At 72.3% G+C, this 17,355-nt stretch carries 10 protein-coding genes; 2 read left to right on the top strand and 8 right to left on the bottom strand.

Going from position 1 to position 17,355, the window contains the following annotated elements; translation table 11 throughout:
• Positions 1-55: 55 nt before the first annotated feature.
• Positions 56-1,603 carry a GGDEF domain-containing protein gene (locus ABZ780_RS16645; protein WP_357007720.1) on the top strand — a complete coding sequence of 516 codons (1,548 nt, stop codon included), beginning with the start codon at positions 56-58 and terminating at the stop codon, positions 1,601-1,603.
• Positions 1,604-1,730: 127 nt separating this feature from the next.
• On the opposite strand, the gene prfA is transcribed toward ABZ780_RS16645, so the two are convergent.
• Both prfA and rpmE read right to left on the bottom strand, forming a co-directional pair.
• Positions 1,731-2,819 (bottom strand): peptide chain release factor 1, encoded by a 1,089-nt coding sequence (gene prfA, locus ABZ780_RS16640; RefSeq protein ID WP_357007717.1) that lies wholly within the window; start codon positions 2,817-2,819, stop codon positions 1,731-1,733.
• Between the two features lie 136 nt (positions 2,820-2,955).
• Positions 2,956-3,180: a 50S ribosomal protein L31 gene (gene rpmE / locus ABZ780_RS16635; protein ID WP_030333150.1), complete on the bottom strand. Its 225-nt coding sequence runs from the start codon at positions 3,178-3,180 to the stop codon at positions 2,956-2,958.
• A gap of 275 nt (positions 3,181-3,455) precedes the next feature.
• On the opposite strand from rpmE, the gene ABZ780_RS16630 reads away from it, so the two are divergent.
• A complete protein-coding gene (locus tag ABZ780_RS16630; protein WP_357007714.1) occupies positions 3,456-4,352 on the top strand; it encodes an AAA family ATPase in 897 nt (298 codons plus the stop codon).
• Between the two features lie 54 nt (positions 4,353-4,406).
• Here the strand turns inward: ABZ780_RS16630 and ABZ780_RS16625 are convergent, their stop codons facing one another.
• From ABZ780_RS16625 to ABZ780_RS16600, 6 genes are all read right to left on the bottom strand, one after another.
• Positions 4,407-7,931, bottom strand: a complete 3,525-nt coding sequence (locus tag ABZ780_RS16625) for a phosphodiester glycosidase family protein (protein WP_357486546.1) — start codon at positions 7,929-7,931, stop codon at positions 4,407-4,409.
• A gap of 286 nt (positions 7,932-8,217) precedes the next feature.
• Positions 8,218-10,422 carry a transcription termination factor Rho gene (gene rho / locus ABZ780_RS16620; protein WP_357007708.1) on the bottom strand — a complete coding sequence of 735 codons (2,205 nt, stop codon included), beginning with the start codon at positions 10,420-10,422 and terminating at the stop codon, positions 8,218-8,220.
• A 295-nt stretch (positions 10,423-10,717) separates the two neighbouring features.
• A complete protein-coding gene (gene thrB / locus ABZ780_RS16615) occupies positions 10,718-11,662 on the bottom strand; it encodes a homoserine kinase (protein WP_357007705.1) in 945 nt (314 codons plus the stop codon).
• 63 nt (positions 11,663-11,725) lie between these two features.
• Positions 11,726-12,970, bottom strand: coding sequence for an MFS transporter (locus ABZ780_RS16610; RefSeq protein WP_357007702.1), 1,245 nt, complete (start codon positions 12,968-12,970; stop codon positions 11,726-11,728).
• An 11-nt stretch (positions 12,971-12,981) separates the two neighbouring features.
• On the bottom strand, positions 12,982-13,800 hold the full coding sequence (locus tag ABZ780_RS16605) for a polysaccharide deacetylase family protein (RefSeq protein ID WP_357007699.1): 819 nt from the start codon (positions 13,798-13,800) through the stop codon (positions 12,982-12,984).
• A 162-nt stretch (positions 13,801-13,962) separates the two neighbouring features.
• A complete protein-coding gene (locus ABZ780_RS16600; RefSeq protein ID WP_357007696.1) occupies positions 13,963-17,262 on the bottom strand; it encodes an efflux RND transporter permease subunit in 3,300 nt (1,099 codons plus the stop codon).
• Between the last annotated feature and the right edge of the window lie 93 nt (positions 17,263-17,355).

Raw genomic sequence — 17,355 nt, 5'->3', positions numbered from 1 at the left:
TCACCGGCGATGTCACGAACGGCCGCGTCGAGGCGCACACGACAGGAGGTTGTGAGTGGGCTGGCTCGACCGGGTCGATGACCAGGTTGACGCCCTCACGCATGCCCGGGCGTTGCAGGAGGCCAGCCGCTCCGCGGAGTCGTACGCCCTGTTGGAGCGGGTGATCCGCACCACCAACGATCCGACGGCGCGCGCGGACGCCATGGTGCAGCGGCTCTCCGCGCTGATCAATCTCGGCCGCACGGCGGAATTCACCCGGGCCATCGAGGAGGCGTCGGCGGCTGTCCGCGACCTCAACGAGCCCTACCTGCACGGGCACCTCAACGCACTGGCAGCCCTCGCCGCGCACCACCAGGGCGCGCTGGACCGCTGCGTCACCCACCTGGTCAAGGCCGCCCGGGCGCTGGGCGCCGTGGAGGACCCCGACCGGGACACGGCCTGGGGCTGGCACGACCTCGCAATGGCCTACAGCTATCTCAGCTTCCACGGGTACGCCCTGGGCGCGATCGAACGCGCCCGGCAGCTCGGGATGACCGCCGGCATCCCGGAGGAGACGTTCGCGGCGCCGGGCATCAGGCTGCGCAACGCCGTGGCGCTGGACCACAACGGGGACAGCGACGGGTGTCTGCGCGTACTCCGGGACGTCGCCGCCGACCTGACCCGCTTCGTCCGCACCGGGCGGGCCGGCAACCTGCGTCCCAGCAGCCTCGCCGCGTACGGCTACTCGGCGGCGCGGCAGGCCGCACTCGGCGACCCGGTGGATGCGACGGGCGAGGCCGAGCCGTCCCGGCTGCTCAGCCACGGCGGCGACAGCGCCCGCGCCCGTGACATGCGGCAACTCGGGATGGTCTGCCTGGCCGTGGCCGACGGGCGGCCCATCGAGGCGGTCGCCCGGCTGGACACCATCCGGGTGTCCACCGAGACACTCGGCTCGGCCGAGTCCGCACGGCTGCGCAGCATCGCGCTGAGCCGGGCCGGCGACCACTCGGCGGCGCACCGGGCCGACCGGCTGGCGTTCCGGCTCGCCGCACAGCGCAACGACCGGCTCCGCGACGTCTACATCGACGGCATCGCCGCCCGGATCGACCACGAGGAGATGCGCCGGGAGGCGGCACGGTACGAGGGTGAGGCGCTGACCGACCCGCTCACCGGGCTGCCCAACCGGCGTCGGCTGGAGCGGTACATCACCGCCGTGGTCACCCGGGGCGACCGGGTGGTGATCGGTGTCTGCGACCTGGACGGCTTCAAGGCGGTCAACACCCGGCACGGGCACCACTCGGGCGACCTGGTCCTGCAACGCATCGCCGGGGTGATCAACCGAGTGATGCGCCGGGGTGACTTCGTGGCCCGCTACGGCGGCGACGAGTTCGTGGTGGTGCTGCCGGACACCGGCATGGTCGAGGCCGCCGAGGTGGCGCGTCGGATCGAGGCGGCGGTGAGCGCCGAGGACTGGGAGTCGCTGGTGCCGGGCACCCCGGTCGGGATGAGCATCGGCTTCGCGGAGGTCTCCGGCGGCAGTGGGCTGCGCGACGCCCTCAGCGTCGCCTTCGAGGAGGCCGACCGGGAGATGCTGCGCGCCAAGTCACGCCCCCGCGCGAGCTGACCGCGAGAGCTGGCGTCGATCAAGGAGTTGTGGTGCCTCATCAAAGGCCCACGGCGTGACAAACCGCCCACCACAACCCCATGATCGACGGGGCGCGGGACGGGACGGGACGGGACGGGGCGCGCGGTCAGCGGCGCGACAGCTCGGTGTCGCCGGCCAGGCGGGCCGCGCGGTCGGCCTCGGCCAGCGCGTCCAGCACCCCGTCCAGGTCCCCGGCGAGCGCCAGGTCCAGGTTGTACGCGGTGTAGCCGATCCGGTGGTCGGTGATCCGGTTCTGCGGGAAGTTGTAGGTGCGGATCCGCTCCGAGCGGTCCACCGTGCGGACCTGCGCCTTGCGGGCGTCCGAGGCGGCGGCGTCGGCCTGCTCCTGGGCGGCGGCGAGCAGCCGTGCCCGCAGGATCCGCATCGCCTGCTCCCGGTTCTGCAACTGGGACTTCTCGTTCTGGCAGGAGACGACGATGCCGGTCGGCAGGTGGGTGATCCGCACGGCCGAGTCGGTGGTGTTCACCGACTGACCGCCCGGCCCGGACGACCGGAACACGTCGATGCGTAGATCGTTCTGGTCGAAGGTGACGTCGACGTCCTCGGCCTCGGGCAGCACCAGCACTCCGGCGGCGCTGGTGTGGATCCGGCCCTGCGACTCGGTGACCGGGACGCGCTGCACCCGGTGCACGCCGCCCTCCCACTTGAGCCGCGACCAGACGCCGTTGCCGCCGTCCGGCACACCCTTGGTCTTGATCGCCAGCGAGACGTCCTTGACGCCGCCGAGGTCGGAATCCTGGGCGTCGATCACCTCGGTGACCCATCCGTGCCGCTCGGCGTACCGGGTGTACATCCGCAGCAGGTCACCGGCGAACAGCGCCGACTCCTCGCCGCCCTCACCGGCCTTGATCTCGACGATCACGTCCTTGGCGTCGTGCGGGTCGCGCGGGATGAGCAGCTCGGCGAGACGCTCCTCCAACACCGGCAGGGACGACGCGATCGACTCCACCTCGCTGGCGAAGGAGGGGTCCTCGGCCGCCAACTCGCGGGCGGCGGTCAGGTCGGCACGCGCCTGCTCCAGCTCGCCGGCGGCCTTGTTCAGCGGCACCAACTCGGCGTACCGACGGCCGACCCGACGCGCGGTGGCCTGGTCGGCGTGGATGGCCGGGTCAGCCAACCGCTTCTCCAACTCCGCGTACTCGTCGAGGAGACCGGCCAGACGCTCGCTGCTCATGCTGCGGATGCTCCTTCGACGGTACGGGGGGGCGCCGGCCGGGCCGGGCGGACAGCCGGTCGCCGGACGAAAACAGGGCGGAACGCGGACGGCGCCCGCATCCGGCAGAAACCGGACGCGGGCGCCGAACGGTGAGTTACTTGGCCTTCTTGGCCTGAACCTTGGCGTACTTCTGCTGGAACTTCGCGACCCGGCCGGCGGTGTCGAGAACGCGCTGCTTACCGGTGTAGAACGGGTGGCAGGCGCTGCAGGTCTCGGCGTGGATCGCCCCGCCCTTGGCGGTGCTGCGGGTCGTGAACGTGTTGCCACAGGAGCAGCTGACCTCGGTGGTCACGTACTCCGGGTGGATGTTTGCCTTCATCTCGCCTCGGTCCTCTCGTTGGTGGTCGCCGGGTCGCCGTCATCGCTCGTCGCGCCGTACGCGACGGGCTCGGGCGTGAACCGGAACCGGTGGCCGATTGACCAGTGTGCCATGGGCCTGAGCCGACCCGATAATCGGGCCACACACCTCGTCCGGCATCGTCAACACGTGCCTCCTCGTCCGCATTCCCGCCGCCCAGCCCGGCATTCGTCCACCCAACGAACCGCCGTCGCGTGCCCCGCCGGGGGTACGCCCGTCGAGCCCGAGGTGCCCCGATGACCCGCCTGATCGCCACCCGGGGCCTGCCGGCCTCGGGCAAGACGACCTTCGCCCGCACACTCCAGCCGTCCGTCCTCCGGGTCAACCGGGACGACCTGCGGCGGATGCTGCACGGCGAGCGGCTCTTCACCCAGTGGGCGGAGGCGCAGGTGACAGTCGTGCAGCAGGCTCAGGTCGAGGCGCTGCTGCGGGCGCGGGCGAACGTGTGCGTGGACGACACCAACCTGCGGGCGCGGACGCTGCGGGGCTGGGCCGAGCTGGCTGCCCGCCACGGCGCGGAATTCGAGGTCCACGACTTCACCGACGTACCGCTGGACGAGTGCCTGCGCCGCGACGCCGCTCGCCCGGTCGACGACCAGGTCGGCGCGGACGCGATCCGCCGGCTGCACGAGCGGTACCTACAGTGGCGCACGCTGCCCCTGCCGGTGCCGCAGGCCCGCACCGGACGGCCAGCCGCCGTGCACCCGCCGTCGGCCGAACCTCGGGAGATCGTGCTGGTGGACATCGACGGGACTGTCGCGCTGGCCGTCTCCCGCAGCCCGTACGACATGACGCGGGTGGGCCAGGACCACCCCAACCCGGCGGTGATCGCGGCGGTCCGGGCGATGCACGCCGCCGGGTACGGGGTGGTCTTCTGCTCCGGGCGGGACGCCTCCGCCCGAGCGGCGACCGAGGCGTGGCTGGCCCGGCACGTCCGGGTCCCCTACCTCGGCCTGCACCTACGCGCGGTCGGCGACTCCCGCAAGGACTCGATCGTCAAGCGGGAGATCTACGACCGGGAGATCCGGGACCGTTACCGGGTGGTCGGCGTGTTCGACGACCGCGTCCAGGTGGTCCAGATGTGGCGTGCCCTCGGCCTCACCGTCTTCCAGGTGGCGGACGGCGACTTCTGACCCTGGCCCGCCGCCCCGGCCCGTGCGGCTCGACGGGGCGGGGCGGCGGCGGGGTCAGGCCGCGGGCGCGGCGGCCCGAGCGGTGAGGGTGACCGCGGTTTCGGTGCGGACGCCGTTGACGGTGACCGCCAGAACCACCGACCCGGGCCGCAGCGCCGTGAGGGTGCCGGTGGCCGGGTCGAAGCGGGCGGTGTGCCACGGGCGCACCCCGGCCGCGGAGCCGATGTGCACCCCCGGCGAGGCCGACCAGTCGGCGCTGACCGGCGCGGCCACCGGCACCGTACGCCCGTCGGGTTGGGTGAGCGTGGCGTCGACCGTCGCCGGGCTGCCGACCGCCACGCTGGGCGGAGCGTTCAGCGTGAGCCGGTCCAGGTGTGCGTGGAACTCCGCGTCCACCCAGCGTGGCCCCTCGGCGAGCGGGTCACGGCGGGCCCGGTCGGCCTCGGCCGGGGTGACCGGGTCCACACCGAACTCCGTCCAGCCGGTGAAGCCGCCCTGGTCGGCGGGGGTGGAGGGCGTCTTGCCCGCGTTGCCGTTGATCACGTAGGGCACTCCGTCCACCCGGTCGGCGTGGAAGGTGCCGACGTGCCCGCCGACGAACAGCGCGCCCTTGCCGGTGCGGTGCTGGAAGTCGGCCAGCCACTGCTCCAGCAGCGCCGCCTCCTTGCGGTCGCCGAGTTGGCTGGCCTGCGCCGGGCTGGGGTCGCGCGCCGGATGGTGGTGCAGGACGACGACCGAGCCGACGCGCCGGTCGGTGGCCGCCGCGTCAAGCGTCTCGCGCAGCATCCGTACCTGGTCGAAGCCACCGCCGCGCAGCATCCCGGTGGACGAGTTCAGCGTGACGAACCGGGTGCCGTTGTGGTCGAACACCCGTGCGGTGGCCCCGAACGCCGCCTCGAAGTTGCTGATCGGGGCACCCATGATCTCGTGGTTGCCGGGCACGTAGTACCAGGGCAGCGCGTCGCCCAACTCCTCGTCGAGGATCCGCCGGGCCAGCGCGAAGTCGGCCGGGTAGGCGGTGTCCACGAAGTCGCCGTTGATCAGCAGGAAGTCCGGTCGGGCCGCGCGCACCTCGCGCAGCGTCCGCCGGGCCTGGGCGACCAGGTCGCTGTCCGGCGCGGCGGCGACGAACTGGGCGTCGGAGAGCACCGCGAACCGCCACGGCGCGCCGTCCACCGTGCCGTCGCGGACCACCACCCGATCGGTACGCGGGTTCGCCGCCGGCACGTCGACCGTCGGCGGCACCTTCGCCACCAGGTCGTCGATGATCACTTCGCTGGTGTACTGCGCGGCGGCGTTCGTCTCGGCCACGTAGAAGCGGCGCACCCGCACCGGGTACTGCACCCCGGCCGGCACCGCGAACTCCACGTACCGCCAGCCGGTCCAGGTGATCAGCGGGCCGCGCAGCACGTGCTGGGTGTCCTGGGCGTCGTGCAGGTGCAGGCTGGGCCACTCACCGGTGCCGTTGCCGTGGATCCACATGCCGAACGCCTGCGGCTGGCCGGGCACCTCGATCCAGGCCGGCGGGTCGGCATACGCGGCCCGGGTGCCGGTGGACTGGCTGAAGTCGTACGACATTCGCAGGCCGGTGCCGGTATGGCCCGGCGCCGGCGCGACCGACCCGCTGGCCCGGGCCTGGCTGAACCGCCAGGACGCGGCGTCGTCGAAGCCCGCGACGGGCACGTCGGTCAGCCCGACGGTGATCGGCAGGACGGTGCTCTGCCGTCCAACGTGGATGGTCACCAGGGCGGAGCCGTTGTCCCGCACCGCGCTGACGCTCAGGTTGCCGTCGCCGGTCGGGGTTATCCGCAACAGGTCCCGGTCGTAGTCGACTGTCACATCGACCGGCTCGATCGGCGCGGTGTTGCCTTCGGCGTCGTATCCGACCACGCCGACCAGGGCGTTGCCGTCGCGGCCGGTCAACCCCACCCTCGGCACGGTGGAGCCGATCCGGGCCAGTGGGCCGAGCACGGTGAGGTTCAACGAGCCGGTGGCCCGGCCCCGCGCGGCGGTGACCGTGCTGGCCCCCGGCGTGCCCGCGTGGAACACCCCGTCGCGGTCGACCCGACCGCGTACCGCCGGGGTCGCCCGCCAGGTGGGCGCGCCGGCCGCCGGGCCGTACGTCTCGTCGTAGCCCGCCGCGGTGAGGGTGCGGGTCAGTCCGGGGAAGACCCGGTCGGGCCGGCCGCCGCGCACCGGCGAGACGCCCGGGGCGACGGTGGGGTCGCTGGCCGTCTCGACCCAGAAGCCGGTGAGCCGGCCGCTGCCCTTCGGCGCGTAGATGGCCAGGCCGTTGGGCACGGCCCGTTCGCTGCCGTCGGAGGGGCCGTTCTCCACCTGCACGGCCGGCGCGCCGGGCTCCCGGGCCAGCAGCGTGGACGAGCCACCACCGTCCAGGTTGAGCGCGTGGTGGGCACCCAACTCGGCCATCATCCGGCCCATCTCGGTCTGCGTCACGCCGCGGCTGTCGACCTGACGGCCGTCCACCGTCAACATGATCATTTTCCGGCCGTCGGCGCTGAACCCGACGGCGGTGCGCGGAGCGAGCGTCGGGTCGGCGATGCCCTGCACGACGCTGTCGCGGACCAGGACGTTGCCGCCCCCGACCGCCGCGTGCAGGGTGCTGCCGTCGGACGGCTTCGGCCGCCAGGCCACCGTCACCGGGTCACCGGGGCGAAGCCCCGCGAGGGCGTCCGCGCCCGCGTCGCGGCCGAGCAGCACGGTGCTGCCGGCGACGATCGGGCCGCTGCCGGCCGCGCCGGTCACCGAGGCCACACGACCGCCGGTCACGGTGACCTCGACCACGCGGGCGGCGCCCTCCACGGCGCGCTGCCGGGAGTACGTCCCCCACAGCTCGGTGAACGCCCCGACGCCGTCGGCCTGCACCAGGTTGTTGAACTGGGTCAGCGGGACCGGCCCGGTGGGCAGGGTGGCGGTGCCGTCGAAGTTCACCTCGATCACCCGGCCGAGCCCGTTCACGGTGATCGCCGCCGCGTTGCGATGGCCGCTGACCGCCGACTGGATCAGCTCGCCGTCGCGGACTCCGACGCCCTGGGCGGCACCGGAGTTGTTGATGTCGAAGAAGTCGCCGTTGACCGCGGCGACCGCGCGGGAGGCGTCCACCGCCTTGCGCAGTGGCTCGGCCCGGCTGACCGCCCCGGAGTTGACGTAGTCGACGGTGGCACCGCCGGCGAGGTCCGTGGTGAGCGCGTCGGCGCGCAGCCAGCCATCGGCGTCGTACCGGTCAAAGGACGTGAGCTGCACGCCTGGCGCGACCGGGCGGGTGGCCTTCGTGGTCTCCAGGCCGCCGGCCGGTTCCAGGCCACCAGCGGCGGCGGCAGGGGTGGTCGCGGCTGCCGGGTCGGCGGCCAGGCTGACCGAGCCGGCCGGCCGGGAGGACGCGGGCGGCGCGTCCTCCGCGACGGTGGGCGCGGTCCCGGGCAGCGAGGCCCCGGTAGGCGCGGAGGCGACGGGCGGGGCCGCGGGTGCGGCGGCGGCCGGCAGCGGCGCGGCCAGGGCGAGCAGCGGCGTCAGCAGCAGGACGCCGGTGCGACGGGCGGATCGTCTGCGGGTACGCATGGACGACAGTCAACCCGTCAAGGAATAGAAGTTTCAAGACCTGCCGACTGAACCGAAGGAAAATTCCGCCAGCCGGGCTCCTGGCTCCCCGCCGAACCCCTCTGGTGGCGTGCGAGCAGGGCCGGCCACCCCCTCTCGGTCCCCTTTGCTCTGCTTCAACGGGCGCAACACAAAGCGCCCCGACGTGTTGCGCCGGTTGAAGCAGAGCAAAGGACGACGGGCGGACACGACGAAGGGGCACGGCCGCGATGGCCGTGCCCCTTCGTCGTCGGTCAACCGGGGATGGTCACTCCCCCGGCGTCGACTTCGCGATCTGCATCAGGAACTCGATGTTGGTCCGGGACTGCTTGAGCCGGTCCAGCAGCAGGTCCATCGCCGCCTGCGAGTCCAGCGAGTGCAGCACCTTGCGGAGCTTGTGGATGATGGCCAGCTCCTCGGGCGCGAGCAGGACCTCTTCCTTACGGGTACCGGACGGGTTGATGTCGATGGCCGGGAAGGTGCGCTTGTCAGCGATCTTCCGGTCCAGCTTCAGCTCCGCGTTGCCGGTGCCCTTGAACTCCTCGAAGATGACCGTGTCCGCCATGGACCCGGTCTCCACCAGGGCCGTCGCGATGATGGTCAGCGAGCCGCCGTTCTCGATGTTGCGAGCCGCACCGAGGAAGCGCTTCGGCGGGTAGAGAGCGGTGGAGTCGATACCACCCGACATGATCCGGCCGCTGGCCGGCGCCGCCAGGTTGTACGACCGACCGAGCCGGGTCACCGAGTCGAGCAGCACGACGACGTCGTGCCCCAGCTCGACCAGGCGCTTCGCCCGCTCGATCGCCAGCTCGGCCACCGTGGTGTGGTCCTGCGGCGGACGGTCGAACGTGGCCGCGATGACCTCGCCCTTGATCGACCGCTGCATGTCGGTGACCTCTTCGGGCCGCTCGTCCACCAGCACCACCATCAGGTGGCACTCCGGGTTGTTCCGGGTGATCGCGTTCGCGATCGCCTGGAGCACCATCGTCTTACCCGCCTTCGGCGGCGACTGGATGAGCGCTCGCTGGCCCTTGCCGATCGGCATGACCAGGTCGATGACCCGGGTGGTGAGGATGTGCGGCTCGGTCTCCAACCGCAGGCGCTCCTGCGGGTAGAGCGGCGTGAGCTTGTAGAACTCCGGCCGGCGCCGCGCCTCCTCCGGCTCCATCCCGTTGATGGTGTCCAGCCGCATCAGCGGGTTGTACTTGTCCCGCCGCTGGTCACCGCTGTTGCCACCCTCACGGTTGGCACGCACCGCGCCGGTGATCGCGTCACCGCGACGCAGGCCGTACTTCTTGATCTGGGACATCGAGACGTACACGTCGTTCGGGCCGGCGAGGTAGCCGGTCGTCCGCACGAAGGCGTAGTTGTCGAGCACGTCGATGATGCCGGCCACGGGGACGAGGACGTCGTCCTCGCCGACCTGCGGCTCGCGTCCACCGGTGTCGCCACCGGTCTCGGCGCGCTCGCCACGGCCACGTCGGCGGTCGCGGAAGCGGCTGCGCCGGCCACGCCGGCCGCCGCCCTCACCGTCGTCGTCGTCGTTGTCCCGCTCGACCCGCTCGACCCGCTGACCACGGTCGTTGCGGTCGCCGCGGTCGGCGCGCTCCGGCCGGTCGTTGCGCTCGGCACGCTCGCCCCGGTCGGAACGCTCGCCCCGGTCGTTGCGGTCGCCCCGGTCAGAGCGCTCGCTCCGCTCGTTGCGGTCGCCGCGCTCGGCCCGGTCGGAACGCTCACCCCGCTCGCCCCGGTCAGAACGCTCGCCGCGCTCGGCCCGGTCAGAACGCTCGCCACGGTCGGAACGCTCGGCCCGGTCGGAACGGTCGGCCCGCTCGCCCCGGTCAGAGCGCTCGTTCCGGTCGGAACGCTCGGCCCGCTCCCGGCGGCCCTCACCGCGGTCGGCCCGCTCGCCGGTCTCCACCTCGTCGGTACGCGCCTCAGTGCTGCGCGCCTCAGTGGCGCGAGGCTCGGTGGCGGGAGCCTCTGTGGTGCGGGGCTCAGCGGCACGGGGTTCGGTGCTGCGGGGCTCGGTGCTGCGGGGCTCGGTGCTGCGCGCCCTTGTGGTGCGCCCCTCAGCCGGGGCGGTCCGGGTACGACGGGTACGACCCCGGGTCTCGGTCTCGGCAGCCGGCTCGGCCGGCGCCTGCTCAGCGCTGCGGCTCTCAGCCGCCGGGCGATCCACGGTCTCGCGCACCTCCTCACGGGCCGGAGCGGCCGCGGCCGCGACCTCGGCTCGCGGTCGAGGGGTCCCGGCGGCGTTGCCGCCCTGCCGCTCGGAGATCGCGGCGATCAGCTCGCCTTTACGCATGCGAGCCGTGCCGGAGATGCCGAGCGACGCAGCCAGGCTCTGCAGCTCTGGCAGCAGCATCGCCGACAGACCGGTGCCGCTGCGCCGACGACGGGCGGGGGCGGCTGCGGTGGCATCGCCAGCGACGTTGGAAACATCCGACGTCACGTCGGTGGTGTCGCTCAATGGATTCCTTCCCTCGATAAGGCCGGGACTGCCCGGAGTCGGAACTCAGGTGGCCGGGCGGCCTCGGTGCACCCGCCTCGCAAGGACGCGTCGCGGGAGTCTGTGACACAGCAGCCGGTGGTTTCCCGACTCACCAACGTCGGTGAGCAGGTCTCGCCGTCTGCGGCGACCTGTGGCAACTGCGGTGCGGCGTGGGCCTTGGGCAGGGGTGACGGGCTGACCGCCGAGAGCTTCGGGGGTGCGCCGCCCCGCAGGAGATCGCGTGCTTCGCGGCTGTGCTAGGCCTAGAGCGTAATCAACTCTTCCGACCTGCGGCAACAGGGTCCCGCTCGGCGTGTCCCAGTCTACCCCGGGCGACCCGGGCACCGCTGACGTCTATCGGTAACTTCCAGAACTCCCAGTCTGTTCCCAGGTGGAAGCCCGCTGGCGGCTCGCTCAGCGCCAGCACTGTCGGGCCGGCCCCACTGACCACAGCCGCCACACCCGCCGCGCGCAACTCGTTGACCAGCGCAGACGTGGCAGGCATCCCGGCTGCACGGTAATCCTGGTGTAGTCGGTCGACGGTGGCCGGCAGCAGCAGCGACGGATCTGCGGTCAGCGCGTGGACCAGCAGGGCCGCCCTCCCGGCGGTCAACGCGGCGTCGGCGTGCGGGACGGTGGCCGGCAGGGCGGCCCGCGCGGTCGCGGTCAAGCCACGCTCAGCCGGCACGAAAACCGTGGGCCGCACCCCGTCGGCGACCGGCAGGGACACCGCGCGGGCACCGGTCGGCTCGGACCAGGCGAGCGTGAAACCGCCGAGCAGGCACGGCGCGACATTGTCCGGATGGCCCTCGATCTCGGCGGCCAGCCTGAGCACGCCCGGCTCGTCCAGCCGGTGCTCCCCATCGGCGACCAGTGCGCGGGCCAGGAGCACCCCGGCGACGATCGCGGCGGACGACGAGCCCAGCCCGCGCGCCTGCGGGATCCGGTTGACGCACTCCACACTCAGCCCGTCGGGCTGCGCACCGAGCACGTCGAAGGCCGCGCGCATGGCTCGTACCACCAGGTGCCGGTCGTCGTCCGGCAACTCGCCGGCGCCCTGACCGGTCACCGTCACCCGGACGCCGGCGGGCGCGACCTCGGCAGCCAGGTCGTCGTAGAGCCCGAGGGCGAGACCCAGCGCGTCGAAGCCTGGGCCCAGGTTGGCGCTGGTCGCGGGGACCCGGACCCGAACCGGCCCGGCGGTGAAGTTCGTCGGCACGCGCCCATGCTAGGGGTCCGCACCGACGTTCCGGTCCGCTGCCCGCAGCATGGGACCGCCAGGTCAACCGGTCGGGTTCGGAACCGGCTCGGTAACCGGGTCGGTGAGCGACAGCCGGCGGGTGGCGATCCGCCAGCCGATCGCGTACACGAGGGTGACCAGCCCACAGCCCGCCAGCACCACCCGTTCGTCCACCACGTCCACCACCAGGGCCACCGCCAGTTGGCTCACCGAGATGGCCAGCGTCGCGAGCATCATGTCGGTGGCGAAGACGCGCCCGCGCAACCGGTCCGGCACCTCGCCCTGGAGGGCGAAGTTCGACATCACCCAGTTGCTGCCGCCCGCGAAGTGCGCCACGAAGACCAGCAGCAGCACCAACGGGAACCAGCGGACCACCGACGTGCCCAGGTAGGACAGGCCATAGAGCGACATGGACAACGCGAGCCCGGGCAGCAGCCAGGAGCGGTTGGTCAGCACCCTGCGCATCAGGATCGGCCCCACCAACGCCCCGGCCCCGCGTACCGCGAAGAGCAGGCCGGCGCCGAGCGGACCGGCCCCGTACACGCTGGCGAGCAGCGGGAACACCGTCAGCACCCCGTTGCCCAGGCCGACCGCCGACTTGACCGTGACCAGCGCCAGCACGCGGGGCCGGTGCCCGATGTAGCCGAGCGCCTCGCGGACCGCCGACCAGGTCCGCTGGGCCGGCAGTTCCGGGTCGCGGGCCGCCTGCAACGGCCGGCGGATCCGCGTGGCCAGGCCCGCGGCCAGCACCAGGCCCACCCCCGCCACCCAGAAGCAGACGTACGGGCCGGTGGCCGAGCTGAGTACGCCGCCGAGTGAGGCGCCGACCACCGTCATGGTGCCCCAGGCCGAGCCCGCCACCGCGTTGCCGGCGGCCAGTTCGTGCGGCTGGAGCACGTTGGGCAGCGCGGCCTGGGCGGCCGGTGAGTAGAAGGCCTTGGCCACGGCGACCACGCCGATCGCCACCAGCGCCAGCCACGCCGTGCCGGCGCTGCGGACGCCGAGCAGCAGCAGTACGCCCACCAGGGCGGCCACGTTCGCGGCGATCATGATCTTCCGCCGGTCGAACCGGTCGGCGACCGTGCCGGTGTACGGCAGCAGGAGCGCCACGATGCCGGTGTCCACCGCCAGCACCAGCGCGCCCCAGACTCCGCTGCCGGTCAACTGGGGCAGCAGCACCAGCAGCGGCACCATGACGAACCAGTCGGCGCCGAAGACCACCAGCTCGGCCAGGAAGAGGTTGCGGAAGCTCCGATTGCCGGTGAGGACGGAGAGGGTGGTCGCCACGGAGCGGGACCCTACCCGGTCAATGCGGGGCCTACTCCGGTTGCGAGGAGTGTCGATACGGTCACGAAGGTGTAACCCTGGGCCCGCAACCCGGTGATCATGTCAGGGAGGCCGTGCAGCGCGACCAGGCGCCGCCGTGCCCCCACGTCGTGCCCGAGCAGGATCGTTCCCGGCCGGACGTCGGCCACGATCCGGCGGGCGTGCCCGGTCGGGTCATCGGGAAATTCCCGTTCCACCATCTGCAGTGACCAGAGGACCAGGCGGCAGCTCAGCCGGGCCGCCGCGTGCAGCACCGCGCCGCCCAGGTGGCCGTACGGCGGGCGGATCAGCCGGGGCGGCGTTCCGATCAGGTCGGCGATGGTGTCGTGGCTGCGGCTCAGGTCGTCGTACGCCTCGCCGGCGTCCATCCGGGCGAGGTCGTGGTGCGCCCAACTGTGGTTGCCCACCTCGTGCTCGGCGAGTCGGTCGCGCAGGAGGTGGGCGTGTTGTCTGACCTGCACGCCGACCAGGAAGAACGTGGCGGGCACCTGGTGCCGGGCCAGAGCGTCCAACACCATTGGCGTCCACTGTGGAGATGGTCCGTCGTCGAAGGTGAGCGCCACCAGTCGCCTCTCGGTCGCCACCGACCAGACGGCCGTGAGCGTTCCGCTGCCGACGTCCTGCTGCCTGTTACCGACCGTGGCGCCGGCCGGGCCATCGCCGAGCGGCAGCCCGCGGCGATCGACCCGCCACGCCTCGGACGCTCCCGCGCCGACGGCGGCCCCGCCTGCCAGCAGCCCGCCCCGGCGCAGCAGGTCGCGACGGGACCACCCCCGCGCGCCCTCGCTCATCTGCCGCCCCGCTCCGCTCGCACCCTCGAATGCCTACCAGAAGTATGCAAGAGGTGACATAAAGTGCAGGCCGGTTGTTCGATCGGAGTGTCGGCGCCCGCGAACGGGACCGCCCCCGGCAGGTCGAGGCCTGCCGGGGGCGCCGTGGTGTTGCCGGGTCGACTACTCGGTCGGCTCCGACGGGGGCAGCGGCGAGGTGCGGCTGCGGGGCAGCCGCAGCACCTCGAACTGGTCCGTGCCGTCCACCAGCGCACCGGAGGGTCGCGCGGCCGGCTGCGAGCCCTCCGCCGTGGCCGACGCGGACCCGGAGCTCGACGCCGATGCGGCGGCGGGCACCGCCACCTGGTTCGGACTGGACGGCCCCGCGGTCTCCGACCCGGTCGGCTCGGGCACGGCCGCGTCCCCGGAACGCCGAGCGCGACGCCGATCCCGCAGCGACCCCTTGGTGTGCTCCACCATCGTGTAGAGCGTCGGCACCAGGATCAGCGTCAACAGCGTCGAGCTGAGCAGGCCACCGATCACCACCACCGCCAGCGGCTGGGAGATGAAGCCACCCTCGCCGGTCAACCCGAGCGCCATCGGCAACAGCGCGAAGATGGTCGCGATCGCGGTCATCAGGATCGGGCGCAGTCGACGCCGGCCGCCCTCGACCACCGCCTCCTGGACGCCCATGCCCTGCGCCCGGTACTGGTTGATCAGATCGAGCAGCACGATCGCGTTTGTCACCACGATGCCGACGAGCATCAGCACACCGATCAGGGCCGGCACGCCCATCGGCGTCCCGGTGATCAGCAGCAGGCCGATCGCGCCGGTCGCCGCGAACGGGATCGAGATCAGCAGGATCAACGCCTGGGTGAGGCTACGGAACGTGGCCACCATGATCAGGAACACGATCGCGATGGCGGCCAGCACGGCCAGCCCCAGGTCGGCGAAGGCGTCCGCCTGGTCGGCGCTGACCCCACCGATGGCGAAGGTCGCACCCGGCACGTTGATGGCGTCCAGCCGCTTCTGCAGCTCCTGGCTGGTCGCGCCCAGGTTCGAGCCGGTCGCCGTGCCCGTCACCGAGACGCTGCGCTCACCGTCGATCCGGGTGACCTGCTGCGGCCCCTCGGCCTGCGTGATGTCCGCGATGTCGTCCAACTTCACCGGGCCGACCGGAAGGGCGCGCAGCTCCTCCAGCGACACCGGCGCCGTCGCGCTCAACCGCAGCACCACGTTCTGCTGACGGCCGTCGAGCGAGACCTGCCCCAGCGGAGCGCCACGGAACGCCTGCGACACGAGCTGACCCACCGCTGCCTCGGTGAGCCCGACCCGGCCGGCGGCGACCCGGTCGACTGTCACGTCGACCCGCGGCACCCGCTCAGCGAGGCTGGTGGACACGTCCTCGACGCCCGGCACCCCGGCCATCGCCGTCCGGGCGGCCTCGGCGGCGCGGGTCAGCACCTCCGGGTCGCTGCCCTGGACGATCACCTCCAGCTGACTGGTCGAGGCGTCCTGCCCGCCACCGAAGGTGATCTGCTCCTTGTCGATGCCGAGCTTGTCGAACTCCTCGCGCAACGTCGTACGCATCTGCTTGGCATCGGTGTCACCGTCGAGCGCCAGCGACCAGGTCGCGACGTTGTTGCCGCCGCCGCCCGCGAACGGGTTGTCCCCGCCGCCCGCGGTCACCTGGTACGTCTCGACCCCGTCGATACGCCCGAGCACCGCCTCGACCCGCCTGGCCGCCTCGTCGGTGGCGACGAGACCGGTGCCCGCCGGCAACTCCTGGCGGAAGCTCAGCGTGTCCTGACCGGAGTCGTCCAGGAAGTTGGTCTCCAGCTTCTGCGCCAGCCCGAAGGTGCCGAAGAGCACCAGCAGGCCGACCCCGACCGTGATCCAGCGGGTCGACCGCTCGCGGGTGGCGAAGCCGATCACCGGCAGGTACGCCCGCTGCAACGGATTGCGCAGCTCCTTCTCCTCCGCGCCGCGCCGCACCGCCTCGTCGTCGACCGTGCCGCCACGCGGCTTGAGGAACCAGTACGCCAGCACCGGGATCACGGTCAGCGAGACCAGCAGCGAGGCGAGCAGGGCCACCGTCACGGTGATCGCGAACGGTGCGAAGAGCTGCCCGACGAACCCACCGACAAGCGCGATCGGCGCGAACACCGCCACCGTCGTGAGGGTGGACGCGGTCACCGCGCCGGCCACCTCACGGACGCCGGTGATGATGGCGTGCTGCTTCTCCTCGCCGTACTCCAGATGCCGTTTGATGTTCTCCAGCACCACGATCGAGTCGTCCACCACCCGGCCCACCGCGATGGTCAACGCGCCGAGGGTGAGCAGGTTGAGCGAGTAGTCGCCGATCCACAGGGCGAGCAGCGCCACCAGCACGGAGAGCGGGATGGAGACCGCGGTGACCACGGTCGAGCGCACCGACAGCAGGAAGACCAGGATGACGATGACCGCCATCACCAGGCCCAGCAGACCTTCGGTGGTCAACGCCTCGATCGACTTCTCGACGAACGGCGCCTGGTCGAAGACCACGGTCAGCTCCGCGCCGGAGGCGTCCTTGAGGTCGGCCAGCCGGTCCCGGATCTCGTGCGAAATCTCCACCGCGTTGCCGTCCGGCGCGGCGGTGACCATGATGCCGAGGCTTTCCTTGCCGTTGGTCCGGGTGATGGCGGTGATCGGGGCGAGTGTCTGCTCGACGGTCGCCACGTCACCGAGACGGACCGGGACCGCGCCGGGCGCGACCACGATGCCGCGCAGGTCGTCCATGGTGGCGATCGGCGTACCGACCTGCACCGGGAGGGTCAGGCCGCCCTCGGCGACCGCACCGGCCGGCATCGACACGCCGTTGGTCTTGAGCGCCGAGCCGATCGCGGTCGGCGGGAGCTTCGCCGCGGCCAGCTTGGCCTGGTCCGGGGTGACCACCACGACGTCGTCGCGGGCCCCGGTCACCTCGACCGCGCGTACCCCGTCGATGCTCTCCAGCTCCGGCACCACCGCCGAGCGCAGCTTCTCGGCCAGGGCCCGTTCGTCACCGGTGCCGGCAGCGGCCAGCACCATTGCCGGCAGGTCGTCGGTGCCGCCCGCGATGACCTGCGGGTCGACGTTCTCCGGCAGTTGGGCGTCGATCCGGCTCAGCGCGGTCTGCATCTTGTTGACCGCGTTGTCCAGGTCCGTGCCGAACTCGTACTGGACCTGGACGGTCGCCGATCCCTCACGGGACGTGGAGCTGATCTTGTCCAGACCGGGGATGCCCTGCAGGGCGTTCTCGATCGGTTCGGTCACCTGCGACTCGACGATCTCGGGTCCGGCGCCGGGGTAGGCGGCCACGATGAACGCGCCCGGGAACTCCAGTGATGGCAGCAGTTGCTGCTTCAACGACGGCACGGCGAACGCTCCGAACGCCGTGATCACCACCGCGATGAGGGCGACGAGCCCTCGGTTGGCGAGGCTGAATCTGGCGAGCAGCGACATCGGCCTGGTTCACTCCTGAACGAGATTACGGGCGGGGATATCCGAGAGTGTGCCGGACTCGATCACGCCGACCCCCGCCGCCCCCACGCCCGC

It is taken from the genome of Micromonospora sp. NPDC047467 (assembly GCF_040643095.1).
GTDB lineage: Bacteria > Actinomycetota > Actinomycetes > Mycobacteriales > Micromonosporaceae > Micromonospora.
This window is presented reverse-complemented; position numbering and strand designations above follow the sequence as displayed.

What these genes read in the sequence shown, in the direction of transcription:
- ABZ780_RS16600 (WP_357007696.1), bottom strand. Translation starts at nt 17,262, where the DNA reads ATGTCGCTGCTCGCCAGATTCAGCCTCGCCAACCGAGGGCTCGTCGCC.
- ABZ780_RS16605 (WP_357007699.1), bottom strand. Translation starts at nt 13,800, where the DNA reads ATGAGCGAGGGCGCGCGGGGGTGGTCCCGTCGCGACCTGCTGCGCCGG.
- ABZ780_RS16630 (WP_357007714.1), top strand. Translation starts at nt 3,456, where the DNA reads ATGACCCGCCTGATCGCCACCCGGGGCCTGCCGGCCTCGGGCAAGACG.
- ABZ780_RS16625 (WP_357486546.1), bottom strand. Translation starts at nt 7,931, where the DNA reads ATGCGTACCCGCAGACGATCCGCCCGTCGCACCGGCGTCCTGCTGCTG.
- rpmE (WP_030333150.1), bottom strand. Translation starts at nt 3,180, where the DNA reads ATGAAGGCAAACATCCACCCGGAGTACGTGACCACCGAGGTCAGCTGC.
- prfA (WP_357007717.1), bottom strand. Translation starts at nt 2,819, where the DNA reads ATGAGCAGCGAGCGTCTGGCCGGTCTCCTCGACGAGTACGCGGAGTTG.